Raw genomic sequence first — 20,481 nt, 5'->3', positions numbered from 1 at the left:
CTGCGCCTCAGCGCATGACCTTCGGGTTGATCATGTCGTCGCGGTCGTAGGCGAACAGGCCGGGGCAGCCGGGCGGCGGGAGTTGCATGGCCTTGGTCAGGCCGCTCGGCCCCTGCAGGACGAGATCGAACTTGTCGGGATCGTCGAGCGACAGGCTGACATGGCATTGCAGGTCGTAGACGCCGACGGCGTAGCCCGTCACCTGGTAGGTGCGGCCGAGCAGTTCGGGCAGCGGGATGCCGGCGACGCGCAGGTCCGAATAGACCGCCTCGATCAACCGATCGTCGCGGGCGGCCAGCAGGGCGGCGAGCTGGCCGGCCAGCGGGCCCTTGAGCTTGAAGGCCTCGAGATGCTTCTGCACCTGCTCGAGCAGGTAGCGCTGGGCTTCGCGCGCCGACATCGAGCGAACCTGGCGGCTCGAACTCGCTCCGCCGATGCCGATCGCGTTGTTGCAGATGTTGGTGGCGAGAGTCTGCGGCGGATCGCGGGGCGGGCTGAGGCCGATCGGGCAGACCTTGAGATCGATGAAGGAGCCGGCCGTGTCGATATATTCCCACTGGTCCGACGGCCGGCCCAGCATGCGGGCGATGAAGCCGGGCTCGACATCCATGAAGGTGACGTAGCGCGCCAGCATGGAGGCGGCGCCGCGCGCCTCGCCGAAGCCCTTGGCGATGCCCTCGGGCGCGCTGGCCGCCTCCTGCGCCTCGCGCGACTTGGGATTGAGATAGAAGTTGTGGAAGCCGACCACGCCGCCGATCTCGACACTGCGGCCCAGCACGACGGTCGGCGGCACGTGGCTGATCGTGCCGCCGAGGAAAGCGAGCGCGCAGGCCGACAGGCAGGAGTCGCCCTTGCGCACCACCGTCGCCACGTCGAACTCGCGGAACAGATAGCCGACCTTGAAGCCCTCGACGAGATCGCCGCCGGAACTGCTGAGGGAGGCGGTGGTGAGTGGCCGGCCGGGCGTCACCACGGTCGATGCCTTGAGGCCGGTCAGCGTGCGGCGCAGGTTGTCGGCGTCGCCGGCCTCGAACGGGCCGGTGATGCGAAGCGTCTTCTCGACGATCGTGGCCTTGGGCACCAGGCCGGGCACCGTCCTGGTATCGACGGTGATCTCGACGGCTTCGGCGGGCGCCACGAGTGCCTGCCACAGCAGGCTCATGCACACGGCGAGTGGCGCAATTCTTCGGCCAGCACAACCGACGCTGGCGCGGGCCGGCCACCGTACCCGAAAGCGCGGCCCGGCTCGCATTGTATGGAAAGAAACTACCTCTTCGGACATTCAGGCCCGGCCGCACGACTACTCTAACTTAATCCCACACCGGCAGCGGTGTCGATTTGCTCCAGATCAAATCCGGTTCGCGTCGGTTTGACTAGAGTCCGTTACACTATGGAAACAATTACAAGGGGGAGGACGGCGTCACCGGAGGCCGAATGAAGACATGGTGACGAAATACAAGCCACTGTCGTCGACTCGCTATGGCGTGTGGTCATTCGCCGCCGCCGCGGCTGTATTCATTGGGCTCGGCGTCGCTGCCTTCCAGATGGCCGCCTCGAGCCCGTCGTCCCAGAACGCCAGCCTCTGGCTGCTTCCGCTTGCGCTGTCGGGAATCGTCTTCATCGCCTACGGGTTGCGCGTGCTGTGGACTCCACCGTCCCAGGCCGGCGACGACGCGCTGCCTCAGCTGCGCCGGCAGACCTATCTCCTGATCCTCGCCTTCTGCGCCTTCGTCGGCACGGCGGTTACCATCGGGGGGCTTTATCTAAGCGAGATGACCGAAACGCTGCACCGGCAGCGCATCGCCCAGCAGGCGGAGATCGCCGCCTTCAGGGCGCAGGTGGTCGAGAAATGGCTGTTCAACCGTTCCGCCGACGTCCAGCAGATGGCGACCTCGATCGAACGCGTGCAGCGGCGGACCGGCCAGATCGCTCCCGAAGAGGAGACGGTGGCGCAGGTCCTGTTCGCGGAGACCCTGGCCCGATCGCCGGAACGGCGGTCGGTGGCGCTGCTCGCGCCCGACGGCCGCATCCTTCTCCATGGCGGCGACGAGCCGGTGCTGCCGGAAGAAGTCGAGATCGCCGTGGCGGCGGCCCACGATCCGCAAATGACCATGCGAATCGTGCCGACCGGCGGTGAAGGCAGCACCCTCCCCTTGGGCATTTCCTTCATCCAGCCGATCCCGAATGGCGCCCCCGGGACCGCGCGCGCGGTCCTGGTCGTGCGCATCAATCCCGACCCCGGCCTGTTCCAGCAGCTCGACGCGTGGTCCGCCGACAATACCGGCTCCGAGGCGATGCTGGTGCGCCGCCAGGGCAACGACGTGCAATTTATAAAGGTGCCGCCCGGCCTCAAGGCAGCCAACGGCGCGCGCCTCTCCCTGAGCAATGCCAATCTGCCCGCCGCCCAGGCCATCCTGCGCGGTGAGGGCGTGTATGCCGGTGTCGACTATGCCGGCCGCCGCGTCCTGTCCGCCGCCCATCGCATCGCCGGCACGCACTGGTTCATCGTCGTCAAGACCGACGACAAGCAGTTCGAGGACCTGCTGCACCATTCGATCCGGTCGATCGGCATGTACATCGTTGCCTCGGTGGTCATGGCCGGGCTGATGCTGTTCGTGCTGTGGTCGACGCAGCGCGGCGACTACCTGGCATTGCGCGCCCGCCACATCGAGGAGCGGACCCGGCTGGTGAAGCACTTCGAGGACATGGTTCTGCAGGCGCACGACGTCGTCCTGCTGATCGACCCGCAAGGCCACATCGTCGAGGCCAACCAGGCGGCGATGGAGACCTATGGCTACAGTCTCGAGGAATTCCGCAAGCTGAGCGTCCGCGACCTGCGCACGCACAAGGCCCTGGCCGAGCTCGACATACAATGGAAGGCATCCGATACACCCGGCGGGGCCCGCTACGAGACCGAGCACAGGCGCAAGGACGGCAGCGCCTTTCCGGTCGAAGTCAGCGCCAATGTCATCGATATCGAGGGCCGGCGCTTCCGCCAGGAATATGTGCGCGACATCAGCGCCCGGCGCACCCTGGAGGCCGAAGGGCGGCGCCTGGTGCGGGTCCAGCGCTCCCTCCAGGCGGCCACCAGCCTGCTCCTGCGGGCGCGGACCGAGGAAGAACTGTATCGCGGCATGTGCGACGCGATCGTCGATATCGGCGGCTATCGCATGGCCGACGTGGCGCTGGCCAACCACGATGCCCAGAAGACCGTCACCTTCGCCGCCATTGCCGGCGCCGACGAGGGTTATCTCGCCACGGCCAATATCAGTTGGGGTGAAGGTCCGCGCGCCATGGGGCCGACGGGAACGGCGATGCGCACCGGCCAGGTCCAGGTCAACCAGAACGTCACCACCGATCCGACGATGGCGCCGTGGCGGGAAGAAGCCCTCAAGCACAATTTCCAGGCCAGCATCGGCCTGCCGCTGAAACTGGACGGACGGCCGTTCGGCGCGCTCACGATCTATTCCGAAGTGCCCTATGCCTTCGACGACACCGAGGTCACCTTCCTGAGGCAGCTCGCCGACGACATCGCGTTCGGTGTCGCCAGCCTGAGAGCCCGGGAAACTGCAGTCTCGCCCCAAATAGCCGGGTGATTCCGACGTCGAGGTCAAAACGCCTCGCGCTTCTCACGGATTTTTGTTAGTGCAAGCGGCGCGCAGCAAATTTGCTGCAGATCAATCTTTCAGCATCGGTTGCTGCTACCATCTTCTCGCAGTCGCGAACCGTATTCCTTGCCCCTCCTGCGCCAGACCCAACGATGATCGCCACCAAGATAAGAGCGCTGGCCTCCAGGATCAGTTTCTGGTTTTACGCCCTGGCGGTGACGCTGTTCCTGATGCTGGGCGTCTACACGTTCCGCGCCGCCGAGACGCTCACCAGCGTCGACACCTTCCTGTGGGCGCTGCCGTCGGGCGCGACCGGCCTGATCTTCGCGCTGTACGGGCTGCATGTCGTCTATAGCCGCTCGCGCCTGCAAGGCGACCCCGATGCGGTCGACCGTATCCGGCTGCGGCGCCAGTCGCGCCTGGTCCTGCTCGCTTTCCTGGCCTTCGCCGGCTCGGCGATCAGCGTGGGCGGCCTTTATCTGCGCGAGATCACCGAGACCATCCGCGACCAGCGCTTTGCACAGGCCTCGACGATCGCCGGGCTGAAGGCGCAACAGGTCGAGAAGTGGCTGTTCGAGCGCTCGGTCGAGGCCGAGACCGCGGCAGCGTCGATCGCCAGCCTGCAAGGTCAGGCCAGCGACAGCGATCGGGCGCAGATGACGGAGCTCCTGTTCGCCGAATGGCGGGCCCGCAACCCCGAACGGCGCAGCGCCTGGCTGCTGGCGCCTGACCGTCGCGTGCTGGCCTTTGCCGGTCGCGCCCCCGAGCCGGAGGAGATCGAGCCCACGCTCGCCGCCGTTCGGGAGTCCGGCGGCGCCATGCGCATCGTCGAGATGCCGGGTCGCAATCCCGCGACGCTGCGCCTCGCCTTCATCGTTCCGATTCTAGATCCGGCGACGAAGCAGATGCGCGCCGTCCTGTCGGTCCGCGTCGATCCGGCGCTCACCCTGTTCAAGCAACTCGACGAGACGTCGTCGGCAAGCCCGGGCGAAGCCGTCATGCTGGTGCGTCGGGAGGGCGACGACGCGGTGCTGGTCAAGGCGCCCCCCGAGGCGCCCGTCAAGGCCGGCCAGCATATCTCTCTCAAGGACAAGGACCGTCCCGCCGTCCAGGCCGTGCTGCAGGGCAATGGCGTGCGCGAAGGCGTCGATACCATCGGCACCCCGGTCTTCTCCGCCTCGCATGCCATCGAGGGCCTGCCCTGGTTCGTGGTCGTCCGGGCTCCGCGCGCGGAACTCTCCGAACCGGCCTGGCAGTCGATGAGCTCGATGGGCCTGCACATCGCCGGCTCGGTGGTGGTCGCCGGCCTGATGCTGTTCGTGCTGTGGGCGACGCAGCGTGCCGACATGGCCTCGCTGAAGGCACGCCATCTGGAGGAGCGGGCGGCGATCGCCAAGCATTTCGAGCAGATGGTCCAGGGCGCCCGCGACAGCGTGATTCTGGCCGATCCAGCCGGCCGCATCGTCGAGGTCAATCCGGCTGCGATGGCCGCCTATGGCTACAGCCCGGAGGAGATCAGGAAACTGACGGTCCGCGACCTGCGCGCCGACGCGGCTCGCAAGGATCTGGAAGCACAATGGAAGCTGTCCGACTCGGTGAAGGGCGCGGTCTACGAGACCACGCATCAGCGCAAGGACGGCAGCACCTTCCCGGTCGAGGTCAGCAACAATGCCGTCGTGGTGAACGACAGGACCTACCGCCAGGCCTATGTACGCGACATCACCCAACGCAAGGCATTGGAAACGGAACTCCATCGCATCGCCCGTGTCCAGGAGGCCCTGCAGGCCGCCAACAGCCTGCTGCTGCGCGCCAAGACCGAGGACGACCTCTATAGCGGCATGTGCGACGCCATCGTGAAGATCGGCGGCTATCGCATGGCCATTGTCGTCATGGCCAACGACGATGTCGCGCAGACCACGCGTGTCGCTGCCTTTGTCGGGCCCTATGGCGGACCGATGCAGCGGCGCGACGTCACCTGGGGCAGCGGCGAAGGATCTGAAGGCGTGGTCGGCACCGCCATCCGCACCGGCCGGGTCCAGGTCAATCAGAACATCGCGGTGAACACCCGCGTGGCCCGCTGGCGCGAGGAGATGCTGGGCGAAGGCGTTCAGTCCTATATCGGCCTGCCGCTGCACGTCGACGGCCGGGTAATCGGCGCCCTCACCATCTATTCCGAGATGCCCTACGCCTTCGACGCCGCCGAGCTGCGGTTCCTGACCCAGCTTGCCGACGACGTCTCCTACGGCGTGAGCGCCCTGCGCGCCCACAAGGTGTCTTCGGCCGCCCTGCCGTAGGCCCGCATCAATGGATCCTGTAGGCGCTGTGGCAGGCGACGCAGGTCGCGGTGACCTCCTGCAAGGCCGCGGTCACCTGTTGCAGCGAAGCCTTACTGCGCTCGACATCGGCGTCGGTGGCGACGAGAGCAAAGCGGCTGGCGGCGTGGTGCATGCCGGTGCCCATCTCCTGCATCGGCTGCGGCATGAACGGCGCCATGTGCGCCGCCCCGTGCAGCCCAAGCGAACTCATCCCCAGCCGCGCCTCGGCCAGTTCGGCCGCGGGCTTGTACTCCTCCTTGGCGACCAGCTTCAGCAATTCGTTCAGCGTCGCCAGATGGTCGCGCATGTTGCCGAGCATGTGGGCCTGCATCGGCTCGGGCAGTTTCACCAGCTCGCGATCGTCGCCGGCGGCAACCGTCGCCACGGCCATGGCCGCCAGGATCCCGAGGCGCAGCACGGAGCGAACGCAACGCAGTGGCGTTCCAATATAAGGGCGACAAATCGACTGGGAATACAGCGGCAACATGGCTCGTATATTGAAAGGTGCGCGGGCGGCTGTGAAGGCGGATGCCCGCGGCGACGACGTTCTGTCAGGAGGCACAAGTGGTCGGAGTGAAGAGTACCGTTGGATATAGCAGCACGGCCAAGGTGCTGCATTGGCTGGCCGCCTTGTGCGTGATCGCTGCCTGGCCGCTCGGCAATTTCATCGACGATTTTCCCAAGACGGTCGAACCCACCGCCATCTACGCGCACATGACCTTCGGCCTGACCGTGCTCGCCCTGGTCTTCATCCGCCTGGGCTGGCGCTACGGTCACCCGCCGCCGGAGCTGCTGCCGTCGCGCTACAGCCCGTGGGCCGAGCGGGCCGCCGTCGGCGCGCACTGGCTGCTCTATCTGCTGATGTTCGCCCTGCCGATCTCCGGCATCGTGTTCCAGTTCGCGCGCGGCAAGGCCGTGCCGGTGTTCGGCCTGTTCGACATCGCCTCGCCCTGGGCCCGCGATCGCGTCTTCGCGCATCAGGTCGGCGAGATCCATGAACTGCTGGCCAACACGCTGCTGATCCTGGCCGCCCTGCATGCCTTCGCGGCGCTCGCCCATCACTACATCCTGAAGGACGAGACCCTGCGCCGCATGCTGCCGGTCCAGCGCTAGCCCAACGATAAGAGGTCCCTCGACTCCGCCACCCTTCGGGCGGCTCCGCTCGGGATGACGACAGAAAGGTCAGGGGCGAACGCCTTCGTCCCGTCATCCCGAGCGCAGCCGAGGGACCTTTCTTGTGGCGATGCCGCTGAACCGGCGCAGCGGAAAATGGAAACTGCCTGGCGACTGCCTCGGCGCTCGAGGCAGCGAACGACGGCGTATCGCGAACGATCCTTCTGGCGGTCCGGGGTTCGTGCCATTGTCCCAGATCAATGGTCGTCGCGATCGTCTGTCCTATCAGGCGGTCCAGCGGCGGCTGGAGATCCGAGAGACCGATGAGCGCACCCCCTCCTTCCCCTGCCGGCGGCGAACCGCCTGCCCCGCCCGATCCGACACGGCGCGAACAGGCGCTGCCCAGCGAGAAGCCGAAGCATCCCGCCGACGATCCCGCCGCGGCCGAGGCGCTGCGCCGGCTGCTGGCCAGCCCGACCTATCGCGAGGCCGATCGCGATCTCGATTTCCTGCAGGAGGAGGATACGCGCGGCCTGCGCCTGCAGCTCGAATATCTCAAGGCCGACACGCTGCTGCGCGAGCAGAACGTCGCCAACACGATCGTCGTGTTCGGCAGCACGCGCATCGACGAGCATCGTGCCGCCGAGCGCCGGGTGGCGGAATGCGCCGAGCGGCTGGCCGCCGATCCCAATGACAAGGGCCTGCAGCGCCGGCATGCCATCGCCCTGCGCCTGCGCGACAAGAGCAAATACTATGAGGTCGCGCGCGAGCTCGGCCGCATCGTCGGCGGCTTCATCGACCGCACTTATGGCGGTCGCACCCTGATCATGACGGGCGGCGGCCCTGGCATCATGGAGGCGGCCAATCGCGGCGCCCACGATGTCGGCGCGCCCTCGATCGGCCTCAACATCTCCCTGCCGCGCGAGCAGTTCCCCAACCCCTACGTGACGCCCGAGTTCTGCCTCAAGTTCCGCTACTTCGCGCTGCGCAAGTTCCACTTCGCGCTGCGCGCCAAGGCGCTGATCGTGTTTCCCGGCGGCTTCGGCACCATGGACGAGCTGTTCGAGATCCTGGAACTGTCGCAGACGCGCAAGATGCCGCCGGTGCCGGTCGTGCTGGTGGGCGAGGAATATTGGCGGCGCGTCTTCAATGCCGACTTCCTGGTCGAGGAAGGCGTGATCGAGCCCGAGGACCGCGAGCTGTTCTGGTTCGCCGAATCGGCGCAGGAGATCTGGCGCGGCATCCTGAAATGGCACGAGATGAAGGGCGAGCCGCTGTGCCCGGATGTGGGGTGGACGACATGAAGCTCTCCTTTCACGGCGCCGACCGCACGGTCACCGGCTCCTGCCACCTGCTCGAGATCCAGGGCCGCCGGATCCTGGTCGATTGCGGCCTGTTCCAGGGCGGCCGCGAGCTGCGCGAGGACAATGCCGAGCCGTTCGGCTTCGATCCGGCCTCGATCGACTTCGTGCTGCTGACGCACGCCCATCTCGACCATTGCGGCCGCCTGCCGCTGCTGGTGAAGCGCGGCTTCCGCGGCGAGATCATCGCCACCGCCGCCACCTTCGAGCTGGCGCGGCTGGTGATGCTCGACGCGGCGCACCTGCAGGAAGAGGAAGCCGGCCATCGCAAGCACTCGACCGGCGGCCGCAGCGAGGAGCTCGATGGCGGGCCGCTCTATTCGATGCTGGAGGCGCTCGACGCGATCGGCCGCTTCGGTCGCGCCGTCGAATACGATACTGCCTTCGAGCTGGTGCGCGGCATCCGCGTCACCTTCCTCGATGCCGGCCATATCCTGGGTTCGGCCAGCGTGCTGATCAAAGCCGAGGAGAACGGGCATCAGCGCTCGATCCTGTTCTCCGGCGACATCGGCAATTCCGGCCGCCCGCTGCTGCGCTCGCCGCAACTGCCGGCGGCGGCCGAGATCGTGGTGATGGAATCGACCTACGGCAATCGCTGCCATCGCTCCTTCGCCGCGTCGGTCGACGAGTTCCACGAGGCGGTGGCGGCGACGCTGATGCGGCGCGGCAACGTGCTGATCCCGACCTTCGCCCTCGAGCGCGCCCAGGAGATCCTCTACTTCCTGCGCCAGGGCATCGAGCAGAACCGGCTGCCGCCGTCGCTGCCGGTGTTCCTCGATTCGCCGATGGCGATCTCGGCCACGGAGATCTTCCGCCGCCACCCCGAATGCTATTCGGAGACGCTGGCCCGTTCGTTCAAGGCCGGTCAGGACCCGTTCCTGATGAACGGCCTGCGCGTTGCGCGCGAGACGGCGGAGTCGATCGCCATCAACCGGATCACCGCCGGCGCGGTGATCATGGCCGGCTCGGGCATGTGCACGGGCGGCCGCATCCGCCACCACCTGCGTCACAATCTCGACCGCGAGGCGGCGAGCGTCGTCTTCGTCGGCTTCGCCTCGGCCGGCACGCTGGCGCGGCAGATCATCGACGGCGCCAAGCAGGTGCGCATCTTCGGCGAAACGGTGCCGGTGCGGGCCCATGTCCACACCATCAACGGCTTCTCCGCCCACGCCGACCAGCGCGAACTGATCGATTGGCACGATCGCATTCCCGGCAAGCAGGCGACCTTCGTGGTCCATGGCGAAGCCTCGGTGATGGCCGAGCTGGCGCCGCTTCTGCGGGTGCCGCGGGTCGAGATGCCGCAGCCGCACCAGCAGTTCGAGCTGTGACGATGCGGGCGGTGGGCCTGATCGCGGTGCTGATCTGCCTGTCGATGATCGCCGCCTGCAAGGACCTGCCCGGTGCCGACGGCCGCTACGCCACTCACGATCACGGCAACGACAACCGTCCCTGACGTGCAGGCGGCGCGATCTGTGATAGCCTCCGTCACTCCCGCGCTCGTCGGGAGCAACCTGGAGGGAACCATGACGATCAGCCGACGCCATCTCGCCGCCGCTGCTTTCCTGGCCTCGGGCGCCGCAACGCTTGGTGCAACCCCGACCTTCGCCCAGTCTTCACCGGACACCGCCGCCGTCGCCGAGGCGGTGATCGAGCTGACCAAGGCGATGCTGGCCGCCGACAAGTCCAAGCTCGAATCGCTGGTCGTCGATCAGCTGAGCTACGGCCATTCCAGTGGCGTGGTCCAGGACAAGGCGACCTTCGTCGACGTGATCGCCAGCAAGAAGACGATCTACAAGGCAATCAACCTTTCCAACCAGACGGTGGTCATCGCCGGCGCCAACGCCATCGTGCGCCACAACTGGATGGGCGAGAGCGGCAACGGCGACGGCAACTGGTCCGTTTCCAAGCTCGGCATCCTCCAGGTCTGGCAGAAGCAGGGCTCGAACTGGAAGCTGCTGGCGCGCCAGGCCTTCAAGGTCTGACGTCCTCCCGCCGCGCGATGGCGGCGAGCAGCTTTCGGAGACTGGCCCTTTGCGGCGCTTCAGTTGCCCGCGCGCGCGGCTTTCCACGCCAGGACGTCGAGCCGATCGGCACCAAAGAAGATCTCCCCGTTCCAGACGAAGGTCGGGGTTCCGAAGACACCGCGGCCATAGGCGTCGACGGTCTGCTGCGTCAGCATCTCGTGGACCTTCGGGTCTCGGGCCTGCTCCACCACTCGCGGATCGCCACCGGCACGCTCCACCATGTCAGTGAGAACAGCGGCGTCGGCGATGTCCTTCTTCTCGTGCCAAAGGCCATCGAAGACGCTGCTTCGGAACAGTTCTTCCGCCTTTCCCGACAACAAGGACGCGACACACAGCGCCGGGATCTGGTTTGGCTTCGACGGCCATTTCCATGACGGCTGATAGGGAGCGCCGTAGAACTCGGCCATCCGGCGAATGTCGGTCATCAGATAGGCCCGCTTGGGCGGTATGAGCGTATCGACATAGGAGGCCCAGGGCTCGCGTCCAGACTGCAGGTTCAGGATGACGTCAATGAAGATCGGTCGCCCCGTCCATTCAACATTGGCCGGAAAGCCAAGGCCGCCCTTCCGTATCCGCCAGTCGGCGAAGTAGGCGTAGGGTGATCTGAAATCGTAGTACGTCTCGATTCTGGCAGCCATTCTGAAGCTCTTTCGGTTTCCCAGGACTTGCGCTCCGGACGTGAGCATCATGATACAGTCTATGAGTTCCGCCTCCCGTCCGCATGCTGGCTATTCGAGTGCGGGACATATCCATGGGGATTGCTCAGTCGCCCGCACGAGGAAGGTGCATGTCCAATCCAAAAGGTCCGATCCTGTCATTTGCGAACGTGTCATCCTTCGAAGCTCATCTGTCCGCACACGAGGGAAGCGCGAGCGGCTTCTGGCTCAAGCTCGCGAAAGCCGGCGCGCCGCAAGCGACCATCACCAAGGCGCAGGCCGTCGAAGCCGCCTTGTGTCACGGATGGATCGACGGTCAGCTCGGGACGTTCGATGAACATTACTATCTGGTGAGAATGACGCCGCGGCGAGGGGCGAGCCGATGGTCCGCGATCAATCGCGATACGGCCGAGCGCCTTATCCGCGAAGCGCGCATGCAACCAGCCGGATTGCGCGAGGTCGAGAAAGCCAAGGCCGACGGTCGCTGGAGTGCGGCCTATCAATCCCAGGGCAAGGCCGAACCGCCGCCCGATTTCCTGGCCGCCCTGGCTGCAAACGCCGAGGCGAAGCGGGCGTTCGCGACGCTCGACCGTGCCAACAGATTCGCCTTCGTCTATCGCGTGAACGCTGCCAAGCGCCCCGAAACGCGGAACAGGCGAATTCGCGACTTCGTCGACATGCTCGCCCGCGGCGAAACCATTCACCCCGCCAAAGGCAAGCGGACTCCAAAGCGGGAATCCGAAGAATAGCAGCGGCCCGCTTCAAGCATTCCCGTTCTGCTCGAGCAACCGCGCCTCGGCCAGAGCCAGGATGAGACCAGCGTCCGCCTCGGGGTTATGTACGAAACCGAGCACCCTTGGGCCTATGCATCGCGACGCCTCTCAGCCGGCGAAGTCGAACTTGGTTATCGTGGATGACCTCCCTGCGCTCGCCGTCGGACAGGCCATCGCGCACCAGATTTTCCAGAACCAAAGCGGTCTTCGCGGGATGTTTTAGGGGCGCCGTAACGGTGAAGATCACGGCTTGCCCTTCCGGAATGACGTTCGCCAAGGCGGCCTTCAATCCGCCAACGAGGCGCAAAACCACCTTGTCGAACCGCAGGCGTAGGTGTGCGGCCCTGATCCGCTGAATGATCTCCTGCTCGATCATGTCAGCTTCGGTCATTGACGACTCTGCACCCTACGAATGTTTCCTCCCGACAGGATCATAGGCGGCGAAGCATCAGCTTCGGTCCCACAATACGTATGCCTCTTCTGCTAACCGTCGGAAGCGATGGCGGGCTCGCGACCCTCGGCCGAAGGCAGCCGTGTCTGGCGCCAGCCATAGAGGCCCATGCCGGCGATCATCGCCAGCACGAAGACGATGAGCTCGGTCGAGGGCGTGGCGAGATTCTCGATCGCCGGGCCGGGGCAGAGTCCGACCAGGCCCCAGCCGATGCCGAACAGGATCGAGCCCACCACCAGCGCTGCATCGATCTTGCCCTGGGTCGGCCAGTCGAAACGCTCGGCGAAGACCGGCGCCGGCTGGCGACGGGCGAAGGCAAAGCCCACGGCCGAGACGACCAGGGCGCCGCCCATTACGAAGGCCAGGGTCGGGTTCCAGTGTCCCAGCACGTCGAGGAAGCCCAGCACGATCGGCGGCTCGGTCATGCCGGAGATCAAGAGCCCGCAGCCGAACACCAGGCCGCAGAAGAAACTCGCGATGGCCCGCATGGCTCAGCCCCCCATGCCGTGACGCATGATCGCCACCACGATCATGGCGGCGGCCATGAACAGGCCGGTGGCGACGATCGAGCGCCGCGACAGGCGGGCGATGCCGCACACGCCGTGTCCCGAAGTGCAGCCGCCGCCCAGTCGCGACCCGAAGCCGACCAGCAGGCCGGAGACGACGATCAGGCCCCAGTTCGAGGGCATCGGCGGCGGTTCGAACGAGCCGCCCAGCACGCCGATGATGAGGGGCGCACCCACCAGTCCGGCGAGGAAGGCCAGCCGCCACGACCTCTCGCCGCGACTGCTCGACACGACGCCGGCCACGATGCCGCTGATTCCGGCGATGCGCCCGGTCAGCACCATCAGCATGACCGAGGCGAGGCCGATCAGGACACCGCCCAGAAGACCCGCCACCGGATCGAAAGCCGCCACCGATCTCTCCCTCGTTGATTTGGCGGATACTTGCCTCAACGCGCCGCCGTCGGCAATCGGCACCGACGAATGCCTGGAGTTCGGCACAGAGGCGCCGACCCGATCAGCCGGCCGATCTCGGCGAGCCGGAGGGGCCGGGATGCCGACCCGCCCGCTGCGGGATGATCACGATGCAGGCCACCATGAAGAGGGCGATCAGGAGCGAGGCGTAGAGGCGGCTCATGCCGAGCCCGCCACTGTCTACCGGCTTGTCGAGGAAGTCGCCGACGGTGGCACCGAGCGGCCGCGTCAGGATGAAGGCGCTCCAGAACAGCAGCGTCGCCGGCAGGCTGGTGACATAGTGGCAGACGACGATGATGGCCAGCGCGGCGGAGAAGACCAGTGCGCCGCCGCCATAGCCAAGCCCGCTATCCGCGCCCCAGTCGCCGAGCGCCGTGCCGAGCGTCTGGGAGAACAGGATGGTGATCCAGTAGAAGGCCTCGACGCGCGGCGAGACCACGGTGTCGACGGAGACCGAGCCCTCGACGCGGTACCACAGGCCGAGCGAGGCGAGCAGCAGCACCGCCAGGATGATCGACCCGCCAGGATAGCCGACGCCCAGCGAGCGGTCGGCGAAATCCGCCATCGTGGTGCCGGCGGTCGTGGTCGTCACGATCACGACCCAGTAGAGGAAGGGATGGAACGCCTTCGCCCTCACCTGCGCGGCGACGGCGACGAGGAAGAGGGCAATGAAGATGAGGCTGCTGAGCGCATAGCCGAGCCCCAGCGACATCGAGAGCTCGTCGCCGCCCGTCTCTCCCAGCGTCGTCGCCGCGATCTTGATGATCCAGAAGCCGAGCGTGACGGCCGGCACCTTCGACAGGACTTCATCGGAACGCTCGTCCATGCGCAGCCCTCCTCGTCGCCCGACAGGAAACGCGGCACGCCCCTGCCCGGCTCCGCGCGGTCAGCTCGCGTAGCCGGGGCTCTCGCGGTCGAGCATGCGGCGCAGCGCGACCCAAGGACGCTGCCCCTTGGTGCTGGCGGTGCGGTTGAACTGGCCGGCCGTGTGCTCGGCCACCTTGGCCGGCGGCAGCGTGATCTTCTGTCCGCCCTGGGTGGCGGCGATCTGGATGCGGCAGGCCTGCTCCATGTAATACATGTTGTAGAAGGCCTCGGCGACGGTGCGTCCGGTCGTCAGCAGGCCGTGATGCTTCAGGATCATCACGTCATTGCTGCCGAGATCGCGCACCAGCCGGTCACGCTCGTCGAGATCGAGCGCGATGCCCTCGTAGGCGTGGTACGAGACGTGGCCGTAGAATTCCATCGACATCTGGTTGAGCGGCAGCAATCCCTGCTCCTGCGCCGCCACGGCCATGCCGGCGACAGTGTGGGTGTGCATCACGCACATCGCATCGTCGCGGTTCATGTGCACCGCCGAGTGGATGGTGAAGCCGGCATTGTTGATCTTGGACTCCTCTTCCTCCTCGATCGCATGCCCCTCGGGATCGACCACCACCAGGCTGGAGGCGGTGATCTCGTCGAACAGCAGCCCGTAGGGATTGAGCAGGAAGCGATGCTCCTCGCCCGGCAGCCGCGCCGACAGATGCGTATAGATGAGATCGGTCATGCCGAAATGCGCGATCAGGCGATAGGCAGCGGCGAGATCGCACCGGATCGCCCATTCCTGCGGATCGATGTTATGGCCTTTCATGATGATCCTCCTTCCTTGGTTCGCCCCCCTCACCTGACCTCTCCCCCTCACGGGGGAGAGGATGGGTGAGGGGATTGCGCACGTCCTCGTAGATCAAATCGGGCTCGCGGATCAGATCGGGTCGCGCACCAGCGGGCCGGTCGAGCAGTGGATGCCGCCGCCGCCGAGATAGACCTTGTCATAGGGCACCAGCCGAATCGAGATGCCGGCATCATTGAGCTTGTCGAGCGTACGGTTGCTGACCTGGTCGGCGATCAGGATGCGGCCCGGCCGCACGGCGAGGCAGTTGATGGTCCAGATCGGATCGTCGGGGCAGACCTCGATGGTGCGGATCTTCAGCTCCTTCAGCTTCTCGAGGAAGGTGAAAGGAAGCTGGGTCGGATTGATGATCGCGGTATCGACATCGATCATCACGAAGTTGCCGTCGATATGCAGGCGATAGCCGGTGAGATGCACGCGCAGCAATTCGATGCCCTGCACCTTCAGCACCTCCTCGAGCTGGCGCGCGCCCTCCTCGTTGACGCGGCTGGAGATGCCGACCACCGCGACCTTGGGCGTGATGAAGGCGAAGCTGCCGCCTTCCAGGATGCCGGTGCCGTGGATGGTGCGCAGGATCGGCATGCCGATCTTGGCCAGCGTGCGCGTGACCGGCAGCTCCTCGCCGCGCCGCACCGGCGGGCCCATGCGGGTGACGATGGCGCCGCCATTCACCGCGATCACGGAGTCGCGCGTATAGATCGACTTCATCTTGCCCGGCGCGCATGCGTCGAGGAACACCACCTCGACCTGCTCCTCGCGCAGCGCCTCGACGAGGCCATCGTGCTGGGCCTGCATCGAGTCGAGATCGGGGATCGAATCGCCGCGCCAGTACCAGCCGGTCTCGGGATCGCCATAGGCGCCGATGTCGGGCAGCTTCTTGGCCGGATCGACCACCTTCAGCTCGTCGCCCGGCCGGTGCATCAGCACCTTGCGCAGATTGCCGACATCGCTGTTGCAGCCCCAGTTCTGCCCCCACACCTCGACCTGCTCGCTCTCCGTCTCGAAGGCCGGCTCCGGCCGCGAGGCGAAGGTCTTGATCAGCATGTTGTAGCGATATTCCGCCTCGGAGATGATTCCCATGTCCGTCCTCTTCCTCTCCATTCAAGCCTTCAGCCCGGTACCCTTCCCTCGTCCTCGAAAAGAAGCCTCACCCTGAGGAGGCGCGCAGCGCCGTCTCGAAGGGTGGGCAACATCGGGGACTGGTCCCACCCTTCGAGACGCATCGCTTCGCGATGCTCCTCAGGGTGAGGGTTTTGATTGCGATGCTCCTCAAGATGAGGGTTTTGATTTCTGTTCACCCCTTCCCCGTCGGGATGGTCCATTCCTCGCCGCGCACCGTGGTGACGTATTCGGGCCAGCGGTAATCGACCGGCGGCGCGAAGTCCCTGGGCAGCAGCGGCGCCACCCACTTCGAGCCGCCGATGCCGCCGCCGGTGCGCTCCCTGAACTCGGCCTGCGCACGGTCCAGCGCCGCCTTGTCGGTCATCAGGTCGATGATGGTGGCGCCGATCACCTTGCCCGCGGTCGACCACATCGGATCGATGCAGGCGGGCGTGCCCATCATCGCGTAGCGCGACCAGTCGGGATAGCGATAGCCGGGGTGTTTGTCCCTTGGGGGTGACGCGAGCGTCGGCCGGCTCACATAGAGCCGCACCGTCGGCGCGTGCCACGTGTATTCGACGTAGTCGTCGGCGGCGAGGTTCTTCTGCCATGGCGGCAGCTGGGCGCGGAACGACTTCTCCGCCTCCTGCGGCGGCGACAGGCGCTGGATCTCGGGCAGGAATGGATCGTCCATCGGCTCCAGCCCGAGGTTCTTCTGGATCTCGCGGCCGAAGGCACGCGCCTCGTCGCTCCATTTCGGCGGACCGACCAGCTCGAAGTTGCGGAAGGTGATCTCGGCCATCGCATGGTTGGGCAGGCCGGCGCGCGTCCGGGTGATCCAGGCGCTCTCGACCGTGCAATGGGTCATCGCCGCGCAATGCACGGCGTTGTTGTCGAGCACGGCGAAGACCTTCTCGCACATCTCGAGATCGGGGGCGCGCAGCGAATACTGGATCTGCGACACCACCGGCGCGATGTTGTCGGCCGCCGCCAGCCCCGCCACCGGGATGAACTCGTTCAGGCTCCACGAGCCCGTATGCGGCAGCATCGATTCCTTGAGGTACTTCGACGAGGTGTACATGAGGCACAGCGCGTCGATGGCGCCGGGCGCGCGCGCCGCCGAATGCAGGTGCGCCACCGTGGCCGCCGACTGCTGGCTCTGCCACGTCTCGGGCTCGTTGCATTCGAAGGTGTAGATGCGGCTCCAGTAGGGCGCCGAGTGCGTGTCCCAGAAGCAGCCGTTGGAAAGCGCCTGGAACGAATGCGGATGGAAGCTGATCGCCGCGTCGAGCCCGTCGTAATAGCCCTTGGCGGCATGCACGGGCTTGGAGCCGCACATCTTCTCGGCCGGCTCGCCCAGGAAGACCAGCGTGCCGGCGATGCCGTGCTTCTCCATCGCATGCTTGGCGGCGAGGAAGCCCGCCAGCGCGCCGATGCCGAGGCCGGAATGCGGATCGGTGTGGCCGGCGGCATACTTGCTCACGCCCTCGCGCGGCTTGCGATAGGGCACCGCCGCCTGGCTGCGGCCGGGAATGGCGTCGTACTCGGCATAGCCGCCGATGGTCGGGCCTTTACCGTTGGACCATCGGGCGCAGAAGGCCGTCGGCATCTCGCCCGAGCCTTCCTCGACCGTGAAGCCCTCGGCGCGCAGCCGCTCGACATACCACTTCGCCGACTTGTACTCGCGCCATGACGGCTCGTGATAGTTCCAGATCGTCATGTGGTCGGCGGACAGTTGCTTGAGATTGTTCTCGACCCAGCCGATCGCCGATTTCTTGCCGTCCATTTCTTCCTCTCATTCCTCCTCCCCCGCCCCCGGGGGAGGTGGCCCGCAGGGCCGGAGGGGTCAGAGGCAACCGTAACGCTGCGTCTGACCCCTCCGCCCGCTGACGCGGGCACCTCCCCATTTGAATGGGGAGGAACACCAACTACCCCTCCCGCCTGCGCCGCACCGTCATGTCGAGCAGCAGCAGCAGGACCGACAGCAGGATCAGGATCGACGCCACCGCCGCCATGGTCGGGTCGAGATGTTCGTTGATGCCGTCCCAGATGCGCCGCGGCAGGGTGAAGATGGCGCGACTGGCGATGAACAGCACGATGACCAGCTCGTCCCAGCTATGGATGAAGGCGAAGATGGCGCCCGACACCACGCCGGGCAGGATGGAGGGCAGCACGACGCGCCACAAGGTCTGGCGCATCGAGGCGCCGAGGCTGCGCGCCGCCTGTTCCAATCGCGCATCGAAACCCGCCAGCGAGGTCGAGACGGTGATCACGACATAGGGGATCGAGGTCACGGTATGGGCGAGGATGACGCCGGCATAGGTGTCGAGCAGGCGCAGGTCGACCCAGAAGCGATAGATGCCGATGGCATAGACGATGGTCGGCACCACGATCGGCACCAGCATCAGGCTGCGCACGATCTCGCTGGCCCGGCTCGACAGCCGCCAGCAGCCGATCGCGCACAGCGTGCCCAGCGTCACCGCCAGCGCCGCCGAGACGATGCCGATCACCACGCTCTGGCCGATGCTGCCCAGCCACTGCGGGCTGGTGAAGAGGTTGGCGTAGTGCTCGAACGAGATGCCGTGCTCGGGCAGCGACAGGAAGCGCCGGTCGGTGACGGAGATCGGGAAGATCACCAGGATCGGCAGCACCAGGAAGCAGATCACCGTCCAGCCGAGCGCGCGGACGGGACGGCCGGGTGCGAGCACGCCGTCCATCACTTGGCTCCGAACAGCGTGCGCAGGTCGACGATGCGGCCGAGTACGAACATCAGCAGGAAGATAGTGGCGATCAGCGTCGTGGCGATCATGGTGCCGACGCCCCAGCGCAGCGACTCCTGGATCTGCGTGTCGATGTATTCGGCGACCATGATGGTCTTGCCGCCGCCCAGGATCGCCGGCGTGATGAAGAAGCCGAGCGAGAAGATGAACACCAGCAGCCCGGCGCCGATCACCCCCGGCAGGCTGAGCGGCAGGAACACGCGCCCGAAGGTCTGCACGCGGCCGGCGCCCAGCCCGCGCGCCGCCGCCAGCACGCGCCCGTCGATGCCGCGCATGGCCGACCACAGCGGCAGGATGCCGAGCGGCAGCATATAGTGGACCATGCCGATGGTGACGCCGGTCTCGTTCCACATCAGCGCCAGCGGATGGTCGATGAGGCCGAGCGACATCAGCCCCTTGTTGAGCAGGCCCTCGCGCCGCAGCAGCGTCACCCAGGCGAAGGCACGCACCAGCACGGACATCCACAGCGGCAGCAGGACGCCCAGCAGCATCAGCCGCTGCGCCGCCGGCCGCGCATGCGTCAGCACGTAGGCGACGGCATAGGCCAGCACCAGCGTGATCGCCGTGGTGAAGACGCAGATGCGCAGCGTGGTGAGCAGCGTGCGCTGGATCGAGGCGCTGGTGAAGAGCAGCGCATAGTTGCCGAGACCGGGCGTGGGCTCGGTGACGCTGATCATCAGCACCCGCACCAGCGGCGCGAAGAACAGCACCGTCACCAGCAGCAGCGCCGGCGCAATCATCATCCACGAGAGGCGGCGGTCGCGGCTCATGGCTGTCCGATCGGGCTGGCGAACCCATCACCGTGTCGTCCCGAGCGTACGCGAGGGACCTCGACACTGTCGCGCCGACAGACGAGATCCTTCGCTGCGCTCAGGATGACACCGAGAGGGCTCAGGGTGACACGGGAAGGCGCCGATGCACCTGTCGTCGATGAGGGGCGGCGGCTGGTGGTCGTCATCCAGAGGACACGGCGGGCGGCGGTCATGGCTGGCCGATCGGGCTGGCACGCCAACCACCGTGTCGTCCCGAGCGCACGCGAGGGACCTCGATACTGTCGGGCCGCGGCGAGAGATCCTTCGCTGCGCTCAGGATGACACCGAGAGGGCTCAGGGTGATACGGGAAGGCGTCGATGCACCTGTCGTCGATGAGGGGCGGCGGCTGGTGGTCGTCATCCAGAGGACAGGGCGGGCGGCGGTCATGGCTGTCCGATCGGGCTGGCACGCCACCCCCCGTGTCGTCCCGAGCGCACGCGAAGGACCTCGATGCTGTCGGACCGACAGACGAGATCCTTCGCTTCGCTCAGGATGACACCGAGAGGGCTCAGGGTGATACGGGAAGGCGTCGATGCACCTGTCGCCGGTGAGGGGCGGCGGTTGGTGGTCATCATCCACGGGGCGCGGCAGTCGGCGGTCATGGCTGGCCGATCGGGCTGACACGCCAACCACCGTGTCGTCCCGAGCGTAAGCGAGGGACCTCGATACTGTCGGGTCGCGGCGAGAGATCCTTCGCTGCGCTCGGGATGACATCGAGAGGGCTCAGGGTGACACGGGATATGCTCAGGAAGTCATTGGAGCGCGCCACTCCAGTGGCGCTCATCCTCGTTGAGGCGGGAGACAAGACGCGCCGCACGAGCGGAGCTTCGCTCCGCT

At 66.4% G+C, this 20,481-nt stretch carries 20 protein-coding genes; 8 read left to right on the top strand and 12 right to left on the bottom strand.

Annotated features, from left to right (window positions below; genetic code table 11):
- Window positions 1-7: 7 nt before the first annotated feature.
- The gene (locus tag B5D62_RS24990) at window positions 8-1,162 is read right to left on the bottom strand and encodes a hypothetical protein (protein ID WP_085936776.1); all 1,155 of its coding nucleotides are present in this window, start codon (window positions 1,160-1,162) and stop codon (window positions 8-10) included.
- Window positions 1,163-1,442: 280 nt separating this feature from the next.
- Here B5D62_RS24990 and B5D62_RS24985 point away from each other — a divergent pair, with 280 nt between their 5' ends.
- The gene (locus B5D62_RS24985) at window positions 1,443-3,596 is read left to right on the top strand and encodes a GAF domain-containing protein (RefSeq protein ID WP_085936775.1); all 2,154 of its coding nucleotides are present in this window, start codon (window positions 1,443-1,445) and stop codon (window positions 3,594-3,596) included.
- A 164-nt stretch (window positions 3,597-3,760) separates the two neighbouring features.
- Window positions 3,761-5,902, top strand: coding sequence for a PAS domain S-box protein (locus B5D62_RS24980; RefSeq protein WP_085936774.1), 2,142 nt, complete (start codon window positions 3,761-3,763; stop codon window positions 5,900-5,902).
- Window positions 5,903-5,909: 7 nt separating this feature from the next.
- Here the strand turns inward: B5D62_RS24980 and B5D62_RS24975 are convergent, their stop codons facing one another.
- The gene (locus B5D62_RS24975; protein ID WP_218191295.1) at window positions 5,910-6,314 is read right to left on the bottom strand and encodes a cytochrome c; all 405 of its coding nucleotides are present in this window, start codon (window positions 6,312-6,314) and stop codon (window positions 5,910-5,912) included.
- 173 nt (window positions 6,315-6,487) lie between these two features.
- Here B5D62_RS24975 and B5D62_RS24970 point away from each other — a divergent pair, with 173 nt between their 5' ends.
- The 5 genes from B5D62_RS24970 (at window position 6,488) to B5D62_RS24955 (ending at window position 10,379) form a co-directional block, all read left to right on the top strand.
- Complete coding sequence (locus B5D62_RS24970) at window positions 6,488-7,036, top strand: cytochrome b (RefSeq protein WP_218191294.1); 549 nt, start codon at window positions 6,488-6,490, stop codon at window positions 7,034-7,036.
- A 323-nt stretch (window positions 7,037-7,359) separates the two neighbouring features.
- Entirely contained in the window at window positions 7,360-8,340 is a 981-nt protein-coding gene (locus tag B5D62_RS24965; RefSeq protein WP_085936771.1) for an LOG family protein, read from the top strand.
- Window positions 8,337-9,725 (top strand): MBL fold metallo-hydrolase RNA specificity domain-containing protein, encoded by a 1,389-nt coding sequence (locus B5D62_RS24960; RefSeq protein WP_085936770.1) that lies wholly within the window; start codon window positions 8,337-8,339, stop codon window positions 9,723-9,725. The genes B5D62_RS24965 and B5D62_RS24960 overlap by 4 nt, the downstream gene beginning before the upstream one ends.
- Window positions 9,726-9,727: 2 nt before the next feature.
- A complete protein-coding gene (locus B5D62_RS34215; RefSeq protein ID WP_269435124.1) occupies window positions 9,728-9,850 on the top strand; it encodes a hypothetical protein in 123 nt (40 codons plus the stop codon).
- Between the two features lie 70 nt (window positions 9,851-9,920).
- Window positions 9,921-10,379 (top strand): nuclear transport factor 2 family protein, encoded by a 459-nt coding sequence (locus B5D62_RS24955; RefSeq protein ID WP_085936769.1) that lies wholly within the window; start codon window positions 9,921-9,923, stop codon window positions 10,377-10,379.
- A 59-nt stretch (window positions 10,380-10,438) separates the two neighbouring features.
- Here the strand turns inward: B5D62_RS24955 and B5D62_RS24950 are convergent, their stop codons facing one another.
- Window positions 10,439-11,059, bottom strand: a complete 621-nt coding sequence (locus tag B5D62_RS24950) for a 2-hydroxychromene-2-carboxylate isomerase (RefSeq protein WP_170921121.1) — start codon at window positions 11,057-11,059, stop codon at window positions 10,439-10,441.
- Between the two features lie 149 nt (window positions 11,060-11,208).
- On the opposite strand from B5D62_RS24950, the gene B5D62_RS24945 reads away from it, so the two are divergent.
- On the top strand, window positions 11,209-11,826 hold the full coding sequence (locus B5D62_RS24945) for a YdeI/OmpD-associated family protein (RefSeq protein ID WP_085936767.1): 618 nt from the start codon (window positions 11,209-11,211) through the stop codon (window positions 11,824-11,826).
- 85 nt (window positions 11,827-11,911) lie between these two features.
- On the opposite strand, the gene B5D62_RS24940 is transcribed toward B5D62_RS24945, so the two are convergent.
- From B5D62_RS24940 to B5D62_RS24900, 9 genes are all read right to left on the bottom strand, one after another.
- A complete protein-coding gene (locus B5D62_RS24940; protein WP_085936766.1) occupies window positions 11,912-12,241 on the bottom strand; it encodes a hypothetical protein in 330 nt (109 codons plus the stop codon).
- A gap of 92 nt (window positions 12,242-12,333) precedes the next feature.
- A complete protein-coding gene (locus B5D62_RS24935; protein ID WP_085936765.1) occupies window positions 12,334-12,789 on the bottom strand; it encodes a YeeE/YedE family protein in 456 nt (151 codons plus the stop codon).
- Between the two features lie 3 nt (window positions 12,790-12,792).
- Window positions 12,793-13,218 carry a YeeE/YedE family protein gene (locus B5D62_RS24930; RefSeq protein ID WP_085936764.1) on the bottom strand — a complete coding sequence of 142 codons (426 nt, stop codon included), beginning with the start codon at window positions 13,216-13,218 and terminating at the stop codon, window positions 12,793-12,795.
- Between the two features lie 103 nt (window positions 13,219-13,321).
- Window positions 13,322-14,104 (bottom strand): COG4705 family protein, encoded by a 783-nt coding sequence (locus B5D62_RS24925; RefSeq protein ID WP_085936763.1) that lies wholly within the window; start codon window positions 14,102-14,104, stop codon window positions 13,322-13,324.
- 60 nt (window positions 14,105-14,164) lie between these two features.
- Entirely contained in the window at window positions 14,165-14,911 is a 747-nt protein-coding gene (locus B5D62_RS24920) for a class II aldolase/adducin family protein (protein WP_085936762.1), read from the bottom strand.
- A 111-nt stretch (window positions 14,912-15,022) separates the two neighbouring features.
- Complete coding sequence (locus B5D62_RS24915) at window positions 15,023-16,030, bottom strand: dimethylarginine dimethylaminohydrolase family protein (RefSeq protein WP_085936761.1); 1,008 nt, start codon at window positions 16,028-16,030, stop codon at window positions 15,023-15,025.
- A 214-nt stretch (window positions 16,031-16,244) separates the two neighbouring features.
- Window positions 16,245-17,837 (bottom strand): zinc-binding metallopeptidase family protein, encoded by a 1,593-nt coding sequence (locus tag B5D62_RS24910; protein WP_085936760.1) that lies wholly within the window; start codon window positions 17,835-17,837, stop codon window positions 16,245-16,247.
- A 142-nt stretch (window positions 17,838-17,979) separates the two neighbouring features.
- Window positions 17,980-18,768, bottom strand: coding sequence for an ABC transporter permease (locus tag B5D62_RS24905; RefSeq protein ID WP_085936759.1), 789 nt, complete (start codon window positions 18,766-18,768; stop codon window positions 17,980-17,982).
- A complete protein-coding gene (locus tag B5D62_RS24900; RefSeq protein ID WP_085936758.1) occupies window positions 18,768-19,601 on the bottom strand; it encodes an ABC transporter permease in 834 nt (277 codons plus the stop codon). Before B5D62_RS24900 ends, B5D62_RS24905 begins: the two co-directional genes overlap by 1 nt.
- Between the last annotated feature and the right edge of the window lie 880 nt (window positions 19,602-20,481).

This window comes from Enhydrobacter aerosaccus (assembly GCF_900167455.1).
Taxonomy (GTDB): domain Bacteria; phylum Pseudomonadota; class Alphaproteobacteria; order Reyranellales; family Reyranellaceae; genus Reyranella; species Reyranella aerosaccus.
The sequence above is the reverse complement of the archived record's forward strand: the minus strand, read 5'-3'. Positions and strand labels throughout refer to the sequence as shown.

Coding starts and splice junctions, on each gene's coding strand:
- B5D62_RS34215 (WP_269435124.1), top strand. CDS start 9,728: ATGCGGGCGGTGGGCCTGATCGCGGTGCTGATCTGCCTGTCGATGATC.
- B5D62_RS24925 (WP_085936763.1), bottom strand. CDS start 14,104: ATGGACGAGCGTTCCGATGAAGTCCTGTCGAAGGTGCCGGCCGTCACG.
- B5D62_RS24960 (WP_085936770.1), top strand. CDS start 8,337: ATGAAGCTCTCCTTTCACGGCGCCGACCGCACGGTCACCGGCTCCTGC.
- B5D62_RS24950 (WP_170921121.1), bottom strand. CDS start 11,059: ATGGCTGCCAGAATCGAGACGTACTACGATTTCAGATCACCCTACGCC.
- B5D62_RS24980 (WP_085936774.1), top strand. CDS start 3,761: ATGATCGCCACCAAGATAAGAGCGCTGGCCTCCAGGATCAGTTTCTGG.
- B5D62_RS24920 (WP_085936762.1), bottom strand. CDS start 14,911: ATGAAAGGCCATAACATCGATCCGCAGGAATGGGCGATCCGGTGCGAT.
- B5D62_RS24905 (WP_085936759.1), bottom strand. CDS start 18,768: ATGGACGGCGTGCTCGCACCCGGCCGTCCCGTCCGCGCGCTCGGCTGG.
- B5D62_RS24915 (WP_085936761.1), bottom strand. CDS start 16,030: ATGGGAATCATCTCCGAGGCGGAATATCGCTACAACATGCTGATCAAG.
- B5D62_RS24940 (WP_085936766.1), bottom strand. CDS start 12,241: ATGACCGAAGCTGACATGATCGAGCAGGAGATCATTCAGCGGATCAGG.
- B5D62_RS24935 (WP_085936765.1), bottom strand. CDS start 12,789: ATGCGGGCCATCGCGAGTTTCTTCTGCGGCCTGGTGTTCGGCTGCGGG.
- B5D62_RS24910 (WP_085936760.1), bottom strand. CDS start 17,837: ATGGACGGCAAGAAATCGGCGATCGGCTGGGTCGAGAACAATCTCAAG.
- B5D62_RS24985 (WP_085936775.1), top strand. CDS start 1,443: ATGGTGACGAAATACAAGCCACTGTCGTCGACTCGCTATGGCGTGTGG.
- B5D62_RS24945 (WP_085936767.1), top strand. CDS start 11,209: ATGTCCAATCCAAAAGGTCCGATCCTGTCATTTGCGAACGTGTCATCC.
- B5D62_RS24990 (WP_085936776.1), bottom strand. CDS start 1,162: ATGAGCCTGCTGTGGCAGGCACTCGTGGCGCCCGCCGAAGCCGTCGAG.
- B5D62_RS24975 (WP_218191295.1), bottom strand. CDS start 6,314: ATGGCCGTGGCGACGGTTGCCGCCGGCGACGATCGCGAGCTGGTGAAA.
- B5D62_RS24900 (WP_085936758.1), bottom strand. CDS start 19,601: ATGAGCCGCGACCGCCGCCTCTCGTGGATGATGATTGCGCCGGCGCTG.
- B5D62_RS24965 (WP_085936771.1), top strand. CDS start 7,360: ATGAGCGCACCCCCTCCTTCCCCTGCCGGCGGCGAACCGCCTGCCCCG.
- B5D62_RS24955 (WP_085936769.1), top strand. CDS start 9,921: ATGACGATCAGCCGACGCCATCTCGCCGCCGCTGCTTTCCTGGCCTCG.